The sequence below is a fragment of the Devosia rhizoryzae genome (genome assembly GCF_016698665.1).
Lineage (GTDB): Bacteria > Pseudomonadota > Alphaproteobacteria > Rhizobiales > Devosiaceae > Devosia > Devosia rhizoryzae.
The window spans coordinates 2,735,446-2,753,581 of sequence record NZ_CP068046.1 but is presented as its reverse complement, the minus strand read 5'-3'; the positions used below and the strand labels follow the sequence as shown (position 1 = coordinate 2,753,581).

Genomic DNA, 18,136 nt, shown 5'->3' with positions numbered 1-18,136 from the left:
GCTTTGTTGATGCGCCAAGCCATGTGCGGATGCCGCCAGCCTGGTGAACCTATGCGTCAGCCCCCTTTGGCTGTCGCACTGTGATGAACATTGGCGATGCGGCAAGATACAGCGCTGCGCCGACGATCCATACCGTTCCGATCCATGCGTCCTTGGTGGCGAAGAATATGAGAGTAGTCAGCACCGGGCCGACAATGCCCGCAAGGCTCATGAGGCTGGCGAGCACCCCCTGCAATTGCCCCTGCTGCTCATCGCTGACGCGGCTGGTGAGCAGTGACTGGAGCGCCGGCATGGCTACTCCGCCCAGGGCAAAAAGCGGTGCCACCGCATAGCCCATCCAGCTCTGGTCGGCGAAGGCCATCAGAACATAGGCGGTGACATCGAACCCTACGCCGATCATCAGCGTGCCCAGATCACCAAAACGGCGGGAAAGCGGACCAACCAGAAACGCCTGAGCCAAAGTGCCGAAAACGCCAAAGAGCGCAAAGGACAGGCCCATGTGGACCGAATCCCAGCCAAACCGCGCGGCGCCGTACAGAACCCATATTGTGCCCGGAACTGCTGCGATAAGGCCAAACACAACCGAAACCATGACCATGGGCAGGAGCGGCTTGAGGTTCCAGAGCCAGAGCAGCGGCGCCAGCGGGTTGAGGGCCTTGAGATCGAAAGTCTGGGTTCCCGGTGTGCGGCTTTCGGGCAAGACAAGGAGCGCGACCAAGAGATTGATACCGTTGAACAGGGCTGCGGCAAGAAAGGGCGAACGGAGCCACCACGCGCCAAGCACGCCTCCAAGCACCGGACCTATGATAAAGCCGGCGCTCATCACGGCCCCGATCTGTCCGAAACGCTGCGCTCGCTGCTCGAGCGGGGTGATGTCGGTAATATAGGCGGTAGCGACGGCCATATTGGCGCTGGTGATGCCGGCCATGGCACGGCCGACCACCAGCATCCATCCAAATGGCGAGAGCGCCATCACAAGGTAGTCCAGCAAAGTCCCGGCGAGCGACAGGAGCAGCACCGGGCGGCGACCGTATCGATCGCTGAGAGCGCCCAGCACCGGCGAGAAGATGAACTGCATCAAGGCATAGACGGCAAGCATGGCTCCGTAGAGCCAGCCGAAGTCCCCAGCGCCGGCAATTTCCTGCAGCAGGTCAGGCAGGATGGGGATGATCAGCCCGGCCCCGATTGCGTCGAGTGCGACAGTGGCGAGAATAACAAGCAGAGCCTTGTTCAGCATGGGTGCCTCGGCTACCTTATCAGTGATAATCAATTTATCGGTGATAAGCGAGCTTATCAGTGATAAGTCAAGCGCGAGTTTTCATGCCTATCGATCGTGATCGCATTCTCCAAGAAGCATTGGCCGTGTTGAACGAGGTGGGGATCGACAAGCTCTCGACCCGCAAGCTGGCCGAGCGCCTCGGGGTGCAGCAGCCGGCGCTTTACTGGCACTTCAAAAGCAAGTCGCTGCTGCTGGATGCGCTCAACAGCGAGATGCTGCGACGCTTTCACAATCATCGCCTGCCCGAACCGGGCGAAAACTGGATTGGCTTCACCTACGCCACAGCGCGCAGCATGCGGCGAACTTTGCTCGCTGTCCGCGACGGCGCGCGGCTGGCTGCGGGAACAAGGCCATCGGATACCGATTTCGCCGACGCCGAGTCCCAGCTCAAGCTTTATGTCGATGCGGGGTTTTCGCCTCAGGAGGCGTTGCACATTTCCATTGCGGTGGCGCGCTATGTGGTCGGCTTTGTGCTCGAAGAGCAGGGCGAACGCGTGCGAATGGAAGAAGATGCGGGCGCGACGGGCGATATTGAAAGCGAACTGGCGCCGTTCCCGATCCTCGCAGAGGCTTTCGCGTCGCTGGTCACCGGACACAGCATCAACACGGAAGCGGCGTTCGACCAAGGGCTGGATTATCTGGTGGATGGCATGAAGGCCGCGCTTGAAGCCAAGGCGTAAGCGGCTTGCGGAACGCTCCGGTTTTTTCCACATTAAGTGAGGTCAGGGGAGATCTGCATGCGCAAGCTGATTGCCGGTATCGGTGGGGTCGTCCTTGCCGCCATGCTCAGCCAGTTCCCCGAATATGCCCAGCAATATACCCAGCGGCTGGGCGGGGCAGTCGATGAGCTGCGGGTGATCACGACCGACTTCGACCGGGCTGCGGAGCTCGGTGGGCTGAGCCGGATCGAGGCGATCGACCGCTACAACGCGTCCAATGACGAATTCCTCGCCGGACGCGGCACCTCGATGACGGCAACGTTTCAGCGCTATGACAGGCTGAGCACAACGCTGACCCAGATCCAGAATGCCGGGCCCATGGAGCGCCTCCAATCCCTGCCGGCTTACCTCGATACCGATATCGGGCGGCGGACGCTTGAAAGCTACCGGCCCGCCATGCCGGTAACGGTGGAAGGCGTGCTTTATGCCGGAACCGGCTTCATCCTCGGCTACCTGGTGTTGTCAGCGCTGCTGCGGCTCGTGACGTTGCCCTTCAAGCGGCGCGACCGTATTCGCGTCTCTAGGATATAAACAAAGCTTTATATCCTTGATTGATCCTGGGCCTCTCCTCTCGTATAGGAGGGGCAATTGATCATTTCCGGAGCACGCCATGCCCACCAATTCGACCGACTATGCGGTCAAGGACATTTCTCTCGCCGATTTCGGCCGCAAGGAACTCGATATCGCCGAGATCGAAATGCCGGGCCTGATGGCGATCCGCGCCGAATACGCGGCGGCGCAGCCGCTCAAGGGCGCGCGCATTGCCGGCTCGCTCCATATGACCATCCAGACCGCCGTGCTGATCGAAACGCTGGTTGCGCTGGGCGCCGAAGTGCGCTGGGTCTCGTGCAACATCTTTTCGACCCAGGACCACGCTGCCGCGGCGATCGCCGCCGCCGGTATTCCGGTTTTCGCCCACAAGGGTGAAACCCTGGAAGAATACTGGGATTTCACCGATCGCATGATGGATTGGCCGGGCTCGACGCCCAACATGATCCTAGACGATGGCGGCGACGCCACCATGTATATCCTGACCGGCGCCAAGGCCGAAAAGGACATTTCGGTGCTCGCCAAGCCAGGCAACGAGGAAGAAGAAATCTTCTTTGCCACCATCAAGCGCCGTCTCGAAAAGAATCCCGGCTTTTTCAGCAAGATCAAGGAAGCCATCCGCGGCGTTTCGGAAGAAACCACGACGGGCGTGATGCGCCTCTATCAGCTCCACGCAAAGGGCGAACTGCCGTTCCCGGCCATCAACGTCAATGACTCGGTGACCAAGTCCAAATTCGACAACAAGTATGGCACCCGTGAATCACTGGTGGACGCGATCCGCCGCGGCACCGACGTGATGCTGGCCGGCAAGGTCGCCGTGGTCTGCGGCTATGGCGATGTCGGCAAGGGTTCGGCAGAGTCGCTGCGCGGCGCCGGTGCCCGCGTGCTGGTGACCGAAGTCGACCCGATCTGCGCGCTTCAGGCAGCGATGGAAGGTTTCGAGGTCGTGACGCTGGAAGACGCCGCGCCGCGCGCCGACATCGTCGTCACCGCGACCGGCAACAAGGATGTGCTGACGCTCGACGACATGCGCAACCTCAAGGACATGGCCATCGTCTGCAATATCGGCCACTTCGACAATGAGATCCAGGTTGCGGCCCTGCGCAACTTCAAGTGGACCAATGTCAAGCCACAGGTCGACCTCATCGAAAAGCCCGATGGCAAGCGCCTGATCCTTCTGTCGGAAGGGCGGCTCGTGAACCTGGGCAATGCCACCGGCCATCCGAGCTTTGTGATGTCGGCCAGCTTCTCCAACCAAACGCTGGCGCAGATCGAGCTTTGGACCAATGGCGACAAGCTCGAAAAGAAGGTGCATGTCCTGCCTAAGCATCTCGACGAAAAGGTCGCCGAGTTGCACCTCGCCAAGCTGGGCGCCAAGCTCACCAAGCTCACCAAGGACCAGGCCGACTATATCGGCGTGACCACCGAAGGCCCGTTCAAGTCGGCCGAATATCGCTACTGATCGGAGAGGTGGAGGCCCGTCGCTGGGCCTCCCCTAATTTTCCTGAATATCCTTTAGCACCGCGTGGATGCGGCATTGCAGGCCCTGCGGCGCGAATTCGAGTTCGACCACGCTGCGCGTGCCGGTAATGCCGCTTTGCACGAGACGCGAGCCAAAGCCGGTGCGTGTCGGGGCTACGACAGCCGGGCCGCCATTCTCGGTCCAGACCATATCGAGCGCCGGCACGCCCTTGAGATCGCCGAAACGCCAGCTGAGGTCGACCCAGCCTTCCGCCTGCGACAAGGCTCCGTATTTGAGGGCGTTGGTCAAGAGCTCATGAAAGATCAGCGCGATCGACATGGCAGCGCGCGGCCCCACATGCACCTCGGGCCCGTTCATCTTAATGCGCGAGCCGCGGGTCACGTCTTCGGTGACCGCCACGGACTTCGCCAGAAGATCTGCCAAGGGCGTTCCGTCGGTATTGCCCGCAAGGAGAATATCCTGGGCGCTGCTGAGAACGGCGAGCCGATCGGTGATGGCCTTTTTGGCCGTCGGGATGTCTTCGGCATTGCGGAAGGACTGGTTGACGATGCTTTGCGTCACCGCGATCATGTTCTTGATCCGGTGGCCGAGTTCCTGCGTCAGCAGGTGCTGGAGTTCCTCGGCGCGCTTTTGCGGCGTGCGGTCGCGCAGGATCTTGAGAAAGCCTTCCGGTTGTCCGTCTTCCAGAAGCGGCAGCATCTCGCCGCTTGCCCAGAAGGTGCTGCCGTCCTGGCGGCAATGCCAGCGCTCGTCAATGCTCCGCCCGTGGGTCAGGGCATTGCCGAGCTCCTTGGACGGCACGTCCTTGGCGCGGTCCTCGGGCGTAAAGATATGATCGATCGGCTTGCCGATGATCTTCTCGCGTGGCCAGCCGAGGATATTTTCCGCCCCTGGGCTCCAGGAGGTGATGAGACCTTTAAGGTCCATGGTGATGATGGCGTAGTCGGTGGCGCTTTCGAGCACCAGCTCTGCAAGTCGTTTCAAAACCGCGGCCCTAACGAGTGTCCCCTCACACCCTTACCAGCGCTTTGAGGGCGCGGTCGAGATCGTCTGTCGTATAAGGCTTGATGACGGCAATGGCCCCATCGGCCTCCTCGTTGGCGCGATGGTCGCCGGTGGCAAGGACGACATGAAGGTTCGGCTGCTGCTTGCGGCAGGCCTTTACGAGTTCGAGGCCGTTCATATCCGGCAAGCCGAGATCGGTCATGAGCACATCGATTTCGCCGGTCAGCGCTTCCATGGCCTGGCGTCCGGTGCCGACCCCAACCACCGAGTGACCGAGGCTCTCCAGCATATCGGCGGTGCTGTACCGGATCAGGGCATCGTCTTCAACGAGGAGGATACGAAAACCTCGTGGCGTTGCCGGTGCTGCGGAAAACCCAGAAGTGTTCTGCGGCGCAAGGACATGCCCGCTACCGGCTGCATTGCGCTGCTGCTGGTTGCTGAGCACATGACGAACTTTTCGTGCCAGGGTCTCGCGGGTATAGGGCTTGGGCAGGAGCTCGACGCCCGCATCGAGCCGCCCGCCATGGACGATGGCGTTTTCGGTGTAGCCGGAGGTGAAGAGAACGGCGACGCCGGGCAGCCGTTCCTTGGCCTTGCGCGCCAGTTCGGGACTGCGCACGGGCCCTGGCATCACCACATCGGTGAACACGAGGTCGATCTCGGCACCGCTTTCGATAATGGTGAGGGCGCTGGCTGCATCCCGCGCCCGCAAGGTCCGGTAGCCAAGGTCGGTAAGAAGGGAAACGGTGGTTTCGCGCACCGCGTCATCGTCCTCGACCACGAGCACCGTTTCCGTGCCGCCCTGGATCGGTGCGGCACGAAGGTCCATGAGGACGTCTTCGGCTTCGTGGCTGCGGGGCAGGTAGATCTTGACCGTCGTGCCGTGTCCGACTTCGCTATAGATCTTGATGTGACCGTTGGATTGCTTGACGAGACCATAAACCATGGAAAGGCCGAGCCCTGTACCCTTGCCTTCCGGCTTGGTGCTGAAGAAGGGTTCGAAGACCTTGTCGAGCACCTCGGGGGCAATGCCCGAGCCCGTGTCAGTAACGGCGATCAGCACATACTGGCCGGGCGCTGCATCGTTCTTCCAGGCATAAACATCGTCCAGCGATGCATTAGTGGCTTCAATAGTCAGCCGGCCCGTTCCTTCCATCGCGTCACGCGCGTTGATGGCGAGGTTGAGGACGGCGTTCTCTATCTGGTTGGGGTCGATCAACGTGTTCCAGAGGCCACCTGCGACCACGGTTTCGAGCTCAACCTCTTCACCGAGGGTGCGGCGCAGCATGTCGTCCATGCCCTGAAGGAAGCGGCCGACATTGATGACTTTGGGCTCGAGCGGCTGGCGGCGTCCGAAGGCCAGCAGCTGTGCGGCCAGTTTGGAGCCGCGCGTAACCCCCATCAGCGCATTCTGCACGCGTGTTTCGGCGCGCTGGTTGCCCGCAATATCCTTGCCCAGGAGCTGAAGATTGCCGCTGATCACCTGAAGGAGGTTGTTGAAGTCGTGCGCGACGCCGCCCGTAAGCTGCCCCAGCGCTTCCATCTTTTGGGAGCGGCGCAACTGCTCTTCGAGGTTCTTGCGGCTGGTGACGTCGCGGCCAGCGCCATAAAACTGGTCGCCTTCGGGAACGCAGGTCCAGGAATAGGAGCGGTATTCGCCGTTCCTGGCACGGATGCGGAGGTCAAAGTCGCGCAGCGTTTCGCCCGCAAGGAGTCGCTCGCCCTGGTTCGTCAGGCCCAAGAGGTCGTCAGGATGCACAAGCGTATCCGAACGCATGCCGATGAGCTCGGCTTGGGTATAGCCAAGAGCCGTGGTCCACGCCGGATTGACGCTGCGATAGATGCCGTCCAGACCGCAGATCACGATCAGGTCCTCGCTGATGCGCCAAGTCATGTCGCGCTCATGCGTGCGCGCCTCCACTTGGGAGGAAAGGCTTTCGTTGAGGCGTCGAAGCGCTTCTTCGGCGCGCTTGCGATGGGTGACGTCATAGCCTTCGGCAAAGATGCCGGTGACCTCGCCGGTGTCGTTGACGATGGGCTGGTAGACGAGATTGACGAACCGCTCTTCGGGCGCGGCGTCGGGCCGCCGTTGCACGGAGACGGCCATGTCGCGGCCGATATAGGGCTCGCCCGATCGATAGACCTGGTCGAGGATCTCGAAATAGCCCTGGCCCTGCACATCGGGAAGGGCCTCGCGGATCGTCTTGCCGACAAGATCGCGATGCCCGACCAGCTGCAGGTAGGCCTCGTTCATGAATTCGAACACATGCTCGGGACCGCTGAGCACGCACATGAAGCTTGGCGCATGCTGGAACAACGAGCGAAGCCGGTCGCGTTCGGCGGTGCGCTGATCGACTTCCGAGCTGAGGCGGGCATTGGTTTGCTCGAGCAGTTCAGCAGCGTCCTGACGCATCTGCAGCGCGTCGCTCAGAGCAAGCGCCCGGCGTTTTTCCGATTCAAACGCTTCAGCGCCCGAAAGGCCTGCCGAAATCTGCCCGGCCATGAGTTTGAGGAACCCGTAATAGTCGTCGTCGAAAGGCCGCAGGGCATTGAGCCCAACCACTATGGCCCCCAATGCCGATTCTCCGCCTTGTCCAACCAGCGGCACGACGATGGCATTGTCCGGTTGCCGGTTCCACGCGCCCATGGGTACGGAGATGCGGCTGACATCCTGGGGGGCGCGGCTTTGAAGGTCGATCAGCGGCTTCGGATCAAGCAGCGGATGTCCCTCAGGAACGCCGGTCGAGAAAGCAAGGTCCGCCTCATCCTCATCGAAGAGGTAGGTGAGGGTGAAAGGCAGGTCATGGAGGTTGCTGCCAAGCGCGGCGCGAGCGGCGCGGATTACCGAAGCTCTGTCGGTCGCGCCGGCAAGGTTTTGCGACAGCATGCGCAGCGTTTCCATGCGCCGCTCGGCGATGACGCGATGTGTTTCTTCCGAAACGGCACATAGCAAGCCGGCGGTTTTCCCATCCTCTCCGAGAACAGGGCTATAGGAAAAGGTGTGATAGGTTTCCTCGGGTACGCCAGAGCGCTCGATGATCAGAAGCAGCGCCCGATCCCAGGTGGCTTTCCCATCTTCGTAGACGGTCCGGATGCGGCCTTCGATGTCGTCCCAGATCTCGGCCCACAGCTCCTTGGTCGGTTTGGCGAGCGAGTCGGGGTGCTTGATGCCCAAGGTCGGCCGATAGGCATCGTTATAAAGAAAAGCGACCTCCGGCCCCCAGCCCAGCCACATCTCGAACTTGGAAGTCAGAAGGATGCCGATCGAAACCTTGAGCGCCTGCGGCCAATCCTCCGGATTGCCCAGCGAGGTCTTGCTCCAGTCCTTGGCGCGCATCAAGCGCGCCATCTCGCTATCACCAGGGAAAATACGATGCAGCGGGGTCAAGTCGTTCACGGCCGGGCTCCTTTGCGAGCCTTATATTGTCCCTGTGAGCAGGCAGGCAACCAGCTTCGCCAGCCTCAGCTGGCCGCCAATGGCACTTGCTTTTGCACGCTGGAAACCAGTTGCGTGACGAGCGCCAGGATGCGGTCCATCGAATAGGGCTTTGTCAGCATGATGCTGCCCTCAACGCCGTGCCGCCGCCAATCCCCTGAACTGTCGCCGCTGGCATAGATGACCGGCACTTCGGGGGACAATTCCCGCGCATGCTTGGCAACGTCCCAGCCGGTGATCGGTCCGCCGAGCCGAACATCGGTGATCAGCGCGTCCATGTCATCGATCTGAGTGTCTATCGACTGCATCGCCGCAGGGCCATTGTAGGCAAGAGCCACTTCGTAACCAGCGTCGGTGAGCGCCTCTTCGATCAAGATGGCGACCATAGCTTCGTCTTCGACAACTAAAATCAACGCGCGATCCTTCAGCAACCAACACACCGGAATGAGGAGAAGCAGCTTTGGTTCCCGGAGGCGGACGATTGGTGATGATTTGAATAGTCAAACATGGGTGAAAGGCGCTGGAACGAATAACGAGTTGGACCATTGGCTACACTCTGTGCGACGAGGCATTCTCCGTCGCCCCTTTGGAGCGTGGTGATTTGGAGTCTGGGGCGTCTCTTTCGCGTGCCATCGTGGTCATCAGTGATTTCGTCGAACCTCAGCCGTCTCCGGCCTATGTGACGCCGCAAGACCTCCCCCATAGGCCCGAGGCAAGCACGGCGCGAAACGTGCCGGTTCTTGGTGGCTATCTCGAGCGCTTGCCCCTCGCTGCGGTCCGCAACGGTCTGGCCGATTTTGCCGAAATCTGGCATCACCACCGCGGCAACGCGCCGGCGTCACTGCGCGAGAGCGATATGCTGACGCGGCGGAGTTTTCCCATGCATGGGGAGGCTCCGTTTCATTCCGATTCCATGATCGACTTTGTGCGCCAGCATGGTGCCCCTGCCATTTTGGCGGTTTGGGGCCTGGGCGTATCCGAGGCGCTGCTGGAAGCTTGCGGCGAGAGCTTCATTATCTACAACTCGATCGATGCTCCTTCCTTGCGCGTGCCGCCCGAGGTCAGCCAGCACTTTGATCTCGTGATCACCGGGGCGCAGTGGCAGAGTGATGAGGTCGAGGCGCGCCATCCGGGGATGCAAACGGCGATCATGCCGATCGGCCCTGAATTTGCGTCGCCCGAGACCTTTTTTCCCCTTGCTGAAATCGAGAAGCGCTTCGACGTCATCTATGTGGCGGCGGCGCAGCCCTATAAGCGGCACGACGTCCTGCTCAATGCGCTGGCGCGTTCGCCGCGGCCGCTCAAGGCCCTCTGCGTGATCGGCTACGGCGAGGACAGCGACCGCTTGCGGCACCAAGCGGCGGAGCGTGGACTCGATGTCGAATTCGTCGGCCCGCCCGGCGTGTCTCATGCCGAGGTCAACCGGCTGATGAACGCGGCACGTGTAGGCGTGGTCTGCGGCGTCGACGATGGTGCCCCGGCGATCCTTACCGAATATATGCTCGCGGGCCTGCCGGTCGTTGCGAATGCCGAATTGCGCTGTGGTCTCCAATATATCCTGCCGCAAACCGGCATTGCCGTGCCTGGCGACCGGTTCGAGCAGGGCATCATCGAAGCGCTTGGGCGCAGCGATTTCTCACCCCGCCAGACAGTCCTTGATCGCTGGACCTGGCCCCATTCCATTTCCAAGCTTGCTGACCTGATCGCTCCCGTACCGGCGCTTCGGGCCCAGCATGCACAACTCGAGCTCGTGTGAGATCGCCATGAACGAGCAAGTCTTGTCCTCGTCGCTCAACTGCAATGACAGCACGCCGCTGATCTGTTTTTCGCATCTTCGCTGGGATTTCGTGCTGCAGCGTCCGCAGCACCTGATGAACCGTTTCGGCCGCACGCGGCAGATCTTCTTCTTCGAAGAATTCATCCCCACCGATCACCACACGCCTTACCTCGAATACCATCCCTATGCCGGCACCGAGATTGTCTCGGTCCGTCCGCGCATTCCCCATTGGTGGGATGAAACGGCCCGCAACGAAGGCTTGCGCCATCTGCTCGACTTGCTGATGCGGCTCAACAAGGTCACCAAGCCCGTCTTGTGGTTCTATAGCCCGCCAATGTTCACCTTTGCCCGTCACGTTGATGCGGCAGCGGTGGTCTACGACTGCATGGACGAGCTGGCCAATTTCCGCTTTGCCCCAGCGGGTCTCAAGGAGCTGGAAGCCGAATTGATGGCGCGCGCCGATCTGGTGCTGACCGGCGGCTCGAGCCTTTACCAGGCACGCAAGAACCAGCACGATAATATCCATCTCTTCCCCTCGGGCGTGGAACTTGGCCATTTCCGAACCGCGCGCGGCGGCATCGCGCCGGCGCCGGAAATGGCGGCGCTTCCAGGCAAGAAGCTTGGCTTCTATGGGGTGATCGACGAGCGCATCGATCTGCCGCTGCTCGAAAAGCTTGCCCGTGCGCGTCCGGATTGGTCCATCGTCATAGTTGGACCCCTGGCCAAGATCGGGCCGGATGATCTGCCGCGCGTGCCGAACCTTCATTTCATGGGTCCGCGCGCCTATGCCGACCTGCCAGGATGCCTGGCGGCCTGGGACGTGGCGCTGATGCCCTTTGCCATCAACGAGGCGACACGCTTCATCAGCCCCACCAAAACGCCGGAATATCTCGCTGCCGGCCTGCCCGTTGTCTCGACGCCTATCGTCGACGTCATTGCGACCTATGGCGACGTCGAAGCCGTCCATATCGCCGACACGGCAGAGGCGTTCGTTGCAGCCTGCGAGGCCGCGCTCGCAACCGACATCACGCCCTTGATGCCCGCTGTGGACCGCAAGCTCGCTTCCATGAGCTGGGACGAAACCCATCGCCGCATGAACGACCTGTTGAGTCAGGCCATGGATCGGCGGGACAATCCGCCCGCTGCCCCGGCTGTGCACCGGTCAGGGCGCAAGGGCCCTTATGATTATCTCATCGTTGGCGCCGGTCTTGCCGGCAGCGTCTTGGCAGAACGCCTGGCCGCAGGCTCTGGCAAGCGCGTCTTGCTCTGCGACCGGCGCCCCCATATCGGCGGCAATGCCTATGATCACCAGGATGCCGCGGGTGTGCTGGTGCACAAATATGGGCCGCACATCTTTCACACCAATAGCCACGACATCGTCACCTATCTCTCCCGCTTTACAGCGTGGCGCCCCTACGAGCACCGGGTGCTGGCGCAAGTGGGGCAGCAGCTTGTGCCAATGCCGATCAACCGCACGACGCTTAACGCACTCTACGGTCTTGATCTGCGCAATGATGCGGACACGGAAGCTTTCCTGCGCTCGCGCGCTGAGCCGATCGAGACCATCCGCACCTCGCGCGACGTGGTGATCAACCAGGTCGGCACGGAGCTTTATCGCACCTTCTTCGAGGGCTATTCACGCAAGCAGTGGGGCATCGATCCGAGCGAACTCGACAAGGCGGTAACCGCCCGCGTGCCAACACGCTTCAATGACGACGACCGCTACTTCCTCGACAGCTTCCAAGCCATGCCGCTGCATGGCTATACGGCCATGTTCGAAAACATGCTTGATCACGACAATATCGAGCTGGCGCTGGGCGTCGACTACCAGGACCTTGCTGCCGACCAGACTGCGCCCAAGATCATTTATACCGGTCCGATCGACGAATATTTTGGCCATCGCTTCGGAAAGCTGCCTTACCGCAGCCTGCGCTTCCAGCATGAGACGCTGAACCAGCGCCGCTTCCAGCCGGTTGCAGTGGTCAACTATCCGGACCCTTCGGTGCCCTATACTCGTATCACCGAATACAAGCACCTGACGGGCCAGGTGCATCAGAAAACCAGCATTACTTACGAGTTTCCGCAAGCCGACGGCGATCCCTATTACCCCATTCCTCGGCCCGAAAATGCGGCGCTTTACAAGCAATATGAGGCGCTGGCCAAGGAGCAGGGGAACGTCACGTTTGTCGGCCGGCTTGGCACCTATCGCTACTACAACATGGATCAGGTCGTGGGTCAGGCGCTCGCCACCTATCGTCGCATGACCACTGCGACCGAAGCGCGCGAACAGGCGGCGGTGACGGCGTGAAGCAGCGTATCGTTCTGGTGACCGACAGCACCGAGCCGTCCGGCATGGGCGCGCATATGCTAACACTTGGCGCCACGCTTGCCGCCGATTTTGACATCCTTATCGCCGCGCCCGAGGGGGAAGGTGGTAACAAACTGCTGAGCGAGGCGGCCGAGCTTGGCCTTCGCATCAAGCGCTTCGATCTGGGTCGAATGGACGCGTTTCGGAACTGGCTCGCGAGTTATGAACCCGACCTCGTCCATGTCCATGCCGGCATCGGCTGGGAGGGTCATGGCCTGGTGCGTGCAGCGCATGCCGCCGGGGCGCCGGTGGTGCGCACCGAGCATCTGCCGTATCTTTTGACCGATGTCGTGCAGCAGGCCGAATATCGCGCCATGCTGCTCTCGGTCGATAGCCGTATCGCTGTGTCCAATGCCGTGGCGCAAACGCATGCCGGCAAAGGCAGGGGCGCTATTCGCACCGTGCGCAATGGGGTCATGCCCAAGGTTGCGACGCAGGGGCGGGACGAAGTTCGTGCCGGCCTTGGCGTTGGTGCCGGTGAAAAGCTGGTGCTGACCATCGCCCGGTTCACGGCGCAAAAGGGCTATGACCTCCTGGTCGAGGCAGCGGCTACGGTGTTGCAGCAAGAGCCACGGACCAGGTTTGCTCTGGTCGGGACCGGACCCGAGGCAGCCGCCATCGAAGCGGCGATCGCCGAGGCTGGGCTTGCCGAGAGGGTGAAACTTCTCGGTCACCGCACCGACGTGGCAGACCTCCTGGCCGCAGCCGACGTTTTCGTTCTGCCCTCGCATTTCGAGGGCCTGTCGCTGGCGCTGCTGGAAGCAGCTTCTGCCGGCTTGCCGATCGTTGCGACGACGGCAGGCGGCAATGTGGAGGCGCTGGGTAGCGAGCATGCATTCCTCGTCGCTCCCGGCGATGCGGAAGCTCTCAGCGCCGGCATCATCGACGCCTTGACGGATGCAACGCTTGCCAAGACGGCAGGGGAGGGCTCGAAGGCCCGCTTTGCCGAGCGGTTCACGGCGCAGCGCATGGCTGACGAGACCTCGGCCATCTACCAGACATTGATCAAACGACCCGGACAACGAGGCGCACAACTATGAACAAGACACGTCTCGGCTTTATCGGCGCGGGCGGCATCGCCCAGCGCCATCTCGGCGTGCTCGAACAACTTGACGATGTCGAGCTCGTGGGCTTTGCCGATCCCGATGTCGACCGCGCGGTGCAGTCCGCAGGCCGCTTTGGGGCACGTGCGTATGGAAACTTCGCAGAGTTGCTCGACGATCCCAATCTTGACGCAGTTTACATCTGCATCCCGCCGTTTGCGCATGGCGAACCCGAACGGCTGGCAATTGCGCGCGGCCTGCCCTTCTTTGTCGAAAAGCCGCTCTCGCTCGATATCGACATTGCCGAAGACGTTGCCTCTCAGGTGGAAGCGGCCGATCTTGTCACCGCCGTCGGCTATCACTGGCGCTATATCGACACCGTCGAGGAAGCCCGCCGGCGCCTCGCTGACCGCCCGCCGCAGCTGTTGTCAGGTTATTGGCTTGATTCAACGCCGCCGCCGCAATGGTGGTGGCATCAGGACCAGTCCGGCGGTCAGATGGTCGAGCAAACGACCCATATCATCGATCTCGCACGCTATCTTGCCGGCGACGTGACCCAGGTTTTTGGCCTTGCCGGGCACAAGGACCGCGAGCAGTTTCCGGGCCTCGATGTCGCGACGGCCAGCACGGCAAGCCTGCGCTTCGCCAATGGTGCCATCGGCAATCTTGCCTCCACCTGCCTCCTCAACTGGGGCCACCGCGTCGGCCTCCATGTCTTCGGCGAAGGCCTGGCTTTGGAACTGACCGACCATGACATCATGATCGATGTCGGCGCCGGTCGCCCGGTGCAGCATGCGCAGGGCGATCCGGTCTGGCGCGAAGATCGCGATTTCATCGACGCGGTGCGCGGCGAGCCCAATCGCATCCGCTGTTCTTACGGCGAGGCGCTCAAGACCCATCGCGTGGCACTGGCCATCAACCAGTCCGCCCGCGAAGGCCGTGCCATCGACATTCCTGCCGGTAAGTAGGCCCAGATGTCCGAACGACAAATTCGCTCCCTCGGCATCGAACGCGAGGGCCAGGCCTCGATCATCTCCTATAATGAGGGAGATCCGGCGCACGGCCATGTACGGCTCGAAACGCTCTATACCGGCTTTTCTGCCGGCACCGAGCTGACCTTCATGAAGCACACCAACCCCTATTTCCATTCCCGCTGGGATGGCGATCGCGGGGTCTTCGTGCCGGGAGAGCCGAGCCTTCACTTCCCGGTCCCGTTCCTGGGCTATATGGAAGTCGCACGCGTCGTCGATAGCCGCGACCCGGCTTTCCATCGCGGCCAGATCCTGGCGACCACCTTCGGGCACAAGACAGGCCACACGGCCGACCCCAGCCGCGACGTCCTGATCCCGATGCCCGACGACCTAGACCCGGTGCTCGGCGTGTTTGTCGCGCAAATGGGCCCGATCGCCGCTAATGGCATTCTTCATGCCGATGCCGAGCATTTCGGCACCCAGGTGACGCGCCTCGGCCAATCGTTGACCGACAAGCCGGTGCTGGTGATCGGCGCCGGTGCCGTCGGGCTGATGACGGCACTGTTCGCGCGCCAGGCCGGCGCCTCCGAAGTGCTGGTCGCCGATCCTTCGCCCTGGCGGCGCGAGCGTCTCGAGGCCATGGGTTTTCTTGCCATGCACGAGGACGACGCCTGGCACTATGCCCGCACCCATTGGCACAGCGGCGGCGAGCGCGGCGCGGACTTCGTGTTTCAGACCCGCGCCCATTCCGGCAGCCTTCACTCCGCGCTGCGTGCGCTGAGGCCACAGGGCACGGTGATCGATCTGGCCTTCTACCAGGGCGGCGCCGACGACCTCCGCCTCGGCGAAGAATTCCACCACAACGGCCTGGCAATCCGCTGCGCGCAGATCAATCGCGTGCCGCGCGGGCTCGGTCACCTCTGGGACCGGCGCCGCCTCGGAGCGGAAACCGTTTCCATGCTGCGCAAAGAGCAGCCGACCGTCTTGCGCGAGGTGATTACCCATATCGTGCGCTTCGACGATGGGCCGGCATTCTTGGGTGAACTGGTGCAGCGCCGCCCCGAATTCATGCAGATCGTCTTCCAGGTGGCCGAGTGAGCAGCGAACCGACGCGCATCCTTTTCGTTTTTGCCTGGCTCGTCGTTGGCGGCGAGGAGACTGAAGTGCGGCTCCTTGCCGAGCATCTCGATCGCACAAAATACCGCATCGATGTGGTCGCCTGCTTCCGCAAGGACGGCATGCCGGAGCAAAGCCACGATCAGCTTCGCCATCTGGGCGTCAATGTCGATACGGTGCCCTATGGGCTCTCCTTCGAAGACACGATCGACTACCTGTCGCGTAAGGTGGCCGATTACGACATCGTCGTTTCCTGCCAGAACGTTGCAGATATCTATCCCGCACTCGAGCGGGCGCATCTGCGTCCGCCGCTGATCGAACATGGCGGGCTCGTTTCCGAAGCGCTGGCGGGCCCTAAGCATTTCACCAATCGCTATGTCGGCGTCTGCAAGACCATCCGCGATGCCGCTGCCGGCAAAATGGCCGGCCGCGAACACCATGCGCTCGAAATCCCCTCCATGGTCGATCTCGGTGCCTTTCACGCCGAAGACCGCAGCCGCTTACGGGCCGAATTGGGCATCGCCGCCGATGTCCCCCTGATCGGCTGGGTCGGTCGACTGGACAGCAAGAAGCGCGTCGAAGACTTCATCGAAGCTGCCGCGATCGTTCATCAACAGCGTCCAGGAGCGCAGTTCCTCATAGTGGGCGGCCCAGACGCCTTCATGCCGCACTATGCCGATCAGCTCCACACACTTACGCACGAGCGTAAGCTCGAAGCCAATCTGCGCTTTTTGGGCGACCGCTCCGATGTCCCGGCCATTTTGATGGCGCTCGACATTTTCGTCTGGCTGTCGCGCGGCGAAGGCATGCCGCATGTGATTGCCGAAGCCGGTGCGGCGAGCCTGCCCGTGATCGCGACGCCCGACAACGGCGCGCTGCAGCAAATCGAAGAAGGCGTGTCCGGCCTCTTCGTGCCGCATGAAAGCCCGGCAGACGTGGCCAAGTCTATGCTGAGGCTGATCGACAGCTCCAAGCTGCGCCACCAGCTTGGCAGCGCGCTGCGCCGCTCGGTCGAAACACGGTACAGTATCCAGGCTGTCCTGCCGCAATGGGCCGAGCTCTTCGACGCGGTCATGGCCGAACGGGTGCCGGCACCGGCCCCAAAGATCTTTCGCTCCTATTGGCAGGGCGGCTTCGAATGCTCGACCCACCGGCTGCGTTATGGCCGGCGTCTCGATATCATCGATTCCAGCAAGCACGACCTTTATGCCGAGGCTGACTACCGGCAACTGGGCAAGCTCGGCATTCGCACGGTGCGCGACGGCTTCCGTTGGCACCTGATCGAGAGCTCGCCGGGAAGCTATGATTGGTCCAGCATCGACCCCATGCTCAGCGCAGCTAAGGCGGCCGGCACGCAGGTCATCTGGGATCTGTTCCATTATGGTTGGCCTGATGACATCGATATCTGGCGCCCCCAATTCGTCGACCGTTTCGCCCGTTTTGCCCGCGCCGCTGCACAGCGGGTGCGTGAGCAGAGCGACGACGTGCCCTTTTATTGCCCGGTCAACGAGGTGTCGTTCTCGGCCTGGGGCGGCGGCGATGCGGGCTATCTCAATCCCTTCGCCAATGGCCGTGGCTATGAACTCAAGGTGCAGCTGGTCCGCGCCTCGATCGCGGCCATGCATGCCATCCGCGATGTCGATCCGCGCGCCCGCTTCGTTCATGCCGATCCCGCCATCAACGTCATCACCGATCCCGGCCGACGTCACGAATTCTGGGCGGCCGAAGGGCACCGCCAGGCGCAGTATCAATCCTGGGACATGATCGCCGGCCATGCCTGGCCGCAACTGGGCGGCCAGCCGGACCTGCTCGATATCGTCGGGGTCAATTACTACTTCAACAACCAGTGGATCCATGGCGGCCCGCCGATCGATATCGGCCACCCGCTCTATCGCTCGCTCCATCGCCTGCTGATGGAAATCTACGGCCGCTACGGCAGGCCCATCCTTCTGGCTGAAACCGGCATCGAGTTCGACCGGCGCCCAGCCTGGCTGGCCTATGTCGCGGCCGAACTGGAACTGGCCCGCGCCAAGGGTGTGCCGATGGAAGGGCTCTGCCTTTACCCCGTGCTCAACCATTTCGGCTGGGACGACGACCGGCCCTGCCAGAACGGTCTGCTGGAACAGCAATGGGCCAACGGTCGACGGGGCGTTTATCAGCCGCTTGCCGACGAGCTGGCACGGGCGCAGCGCATACACGACGCGTATCTGCGGCCCAGGGTCGAGCAAGCCGATCGTGAAGTGGCAGCGGCAATAGAGCACTTGGCAGACGCATAGTTTCGCTGTTTGTTCCGGTCAAGGAGCAACAGCGATTCTTTCTGTCCTGCAAACCGATCTCTTCGACTATTTCGACGCGCTGGAGGCGCCGCCGCCACCACGCTCGGGCTTCGC

Annotated in this window: 13 protein-coding genes; 9 read left to right on the top strand and 4 right to left on the bottom strand. The window is 61.9% G+C overall.

All coding sequences use genetic code 11. From position 1 onward, the window contains the following. Window positions 1-49: 49 nt before the first annotated feature. Window positions 50-1,234, bottom strand: a complete 1,185-nt coding sequence (tet(30), locus tag JI748_RS13415) for a tetracycline efflux MFS transporter Tet(30) (RefSeq protein ID WP_201637353.1) — start codon at window positions 1,232-1,234, stop codon at window positions 50-52. Window positions 1,235-1,320: 86 nt separating this feature from the next. Between tet(30) and JI748_RS13410 the strand changes: the two genes are divergently transcribed. The 3 genes from JI748_RS13410 (at window position 1,321) to ahcY (ending at window position 4,009) form a co-directional block, all read left to right on the top strand. Next, entirely contained in the window at window positions 1,321-1,959 is a 639-nt protein-coding gene (locus tag JI748_RS13410; RefSeq protein ID WP_201631514.1) for a TetR/AcrR family transcriptional regulator C-terminal domain-containing protein, read from the top strand. A 57-nt stretch (window positions 1,960-2,016) separates the two neighbouring features. Beyond that, a complete protein-coding gene (locus JI748_RS13405; RefSeq protein WP_201631512.1) occupies window positions 2,017-2,529 on the top strand; it encodes a DUF2937 family protein in 513 nt (170 codons plus the stop codon). 79 nt (window positions 2,530-2,608) lie between these two features. Further along, entirely contained in the window at window positions 2,609-4,009 is a 1,401-nt protein-coding gene (gene ahcY / locus JI748_RS13400; protein WP_201631510.1) for an adenosylhomocysteinase, read from the top strand. 33 nt (window positions 4,010-4,042) lie between these two features. Here ahcY and JI748_RS13395 read toward each other — a convergent pair whose 3' ends face one another. From JI748_RS13395 to JI748_RS13385, 3 genes are all read right to left on the bottom strand, one after another. Further along, complete coding sequence (locus JI748_RS13395) at window positions 4,043-5,014, bottom strand: sensor histidine kinase (RefSeq protein WP_201631508.1); 972 nt, start codon at window positions 5,012-5,014, stop codon at window positions 4,043-4,045. 25 nt (window positions 5,015-5,039) lie between these two features. Further along, complete coding sequence (locus JI748_RS13390) at window positions 5,040-8,384, bottom strand: response regulator (protein WP_201637350.1); 3,345 nt, start codon at window positions 8,382-8,384, stop codon at window positions 5,040-5,042. Window positions 8,385-8,497: 113 nt separating this feature from the next. After that, complete coding sequence (locus tag JI748_RS13385) at window positions 8,498-8,884, bottom strand: response regulator (protein ID WP_201631506.1); 387 nt, start codon at window positions 8,882-8,884, stop codon at window positions 8,498-8,500. Between the two features lie 221 nt (window positions 8,885-9,105). Between JI748_RS13385 and JI748_RS13380 the strand changes: the two genes are divergently transcribed. The 6 genes from JI748_RS13380 (at window position 9,106) to JI748_RS13365 (ending at window position 18,022) form a co-directional block, all read left to right on the top strand. Continuing rightward, window positions 9,106-10,227 carry a glycosyltransferase family 4 protein gene (locus tag JI748_RS13380; protein ID WP_233280522.1) on the top strand — a complete coding sequence of 374 codons (1,122 nt, stop codon included), beginning with the start codon at window positions 9,106-9,108 and terminating at the stop codon, window positions 10,225-10,227. Window positions 10,228-10,342: 115 nt separating this feature from the next. Then, complete coding sequence (gene glf / locus JI748_RS13375; protein ID WP_201637342.1) at window positions 10,343-12,556, top strand: UDP-galactopyranose mutase; 2,214 nt, start codon at window positions 10,343-10,345, stop codon at window positions 12,554-12,556. Beyond that, entirely contained in the window at window positions 12,553-13,656 is a 1,104-nt protein-coding gene (locus JI748_RS17570; RefSeq protein WP_325166879.1) for a glycosyltransferase family 4 protein, read from the top strand. Before glf ends, JI748_RS17570 begins: the two co-directional genes overlap by 4 nt. Beyond that, a complete protein-coding gene (locus JI748_RS17565; protein WP_325166878.1) occupies window positions 13,653-14,627 on the top strand; it encodes a Gfo/Idh/MocA family protein in 975 nt (324 codons plus the stop codon). Before JI748_RS17570 ends, JI748_RS17565 begins: the two co-directional genes overlap by 4 nt. Before the next feature lie 6 nt (window positions 14,628-14,633). Further along, entirely contained in the window at window positions 14,634-15,728 is a 1,095-nt protein-coding gene (locus JI748_RS17560; RefSeq protein WP_325166877.1) for a zinc-dependent alcohol dehydrogenase, read from the top strand. Then, window positions 15,725-18,022, top strand: a complete 2,298-nt coding sequence (locus JI748_RS13365) for a glycosyltransferase family 4 protein (RefSeq protein WP_201631502.1) — start codon at window positions 15,725-15,727, stop codon at window positions 18,020-18,022. The genes JI748_RS17560 and JI748_RS13365 overlap by 4 nt, the downstream gene beginning before the upstream one ends. Window positions 18,023-18,136 lie beyond the last annotated feature (114 nt).

Excerpts from the sequence above, each read along its gene's own strand:
- JI748_RS17565 (WP_325166878.1), top strand. The coding sequence starts at position 13,653 with ATGAACAAGACACGTCTCGGCTTTATCGGCGCGGGCGGCATCGCCCAG.
- glf (WP_201637342.1), top strand. The coding sequence starts at position 10,343 with ATGAACCGTTTCGGCCGCACGCGGCAGATCTTCTTCTTCGAAGAATTC.
- JI748_RS13390 (WP_201637350.1), bottom strand. The coding sequence starts at position 8,384 with ATGGCGCGCTTGATGCGCGCCAAGGACTGGAGCAAGACCTCGCTGGGC.
- JI748_RS13405 (WP_201631512.1), top strand. The coding sequence starts at position 2,017 with ATGCGCAAGCTGATTGCCGGTATCGGTGGGGTCGTCCTTGCCGCCATG.
- JI748_RS13410 (WP_201631514.1), top strand. The coding sequence starts at position 1,321 with ATGCCTATCGATCGTGATCGCATTCTCCAAGAAGCATTGGCCGTGTTG.
- ahcY (WP_201631510.1), top strand. The coding sequence starts at position 2,609 with ATGCCCACCAATTCGACCGACTATGCGGTCAAGGACATTTCTCTCGCC.
- JI748_RS17560 (WP_325166877.1), top strand. The coding sequence starts at position 14,634 with ATGTCCGAACGACAAATTCGCTCCCTCGGCATCGAACGCGAGGGCCAG.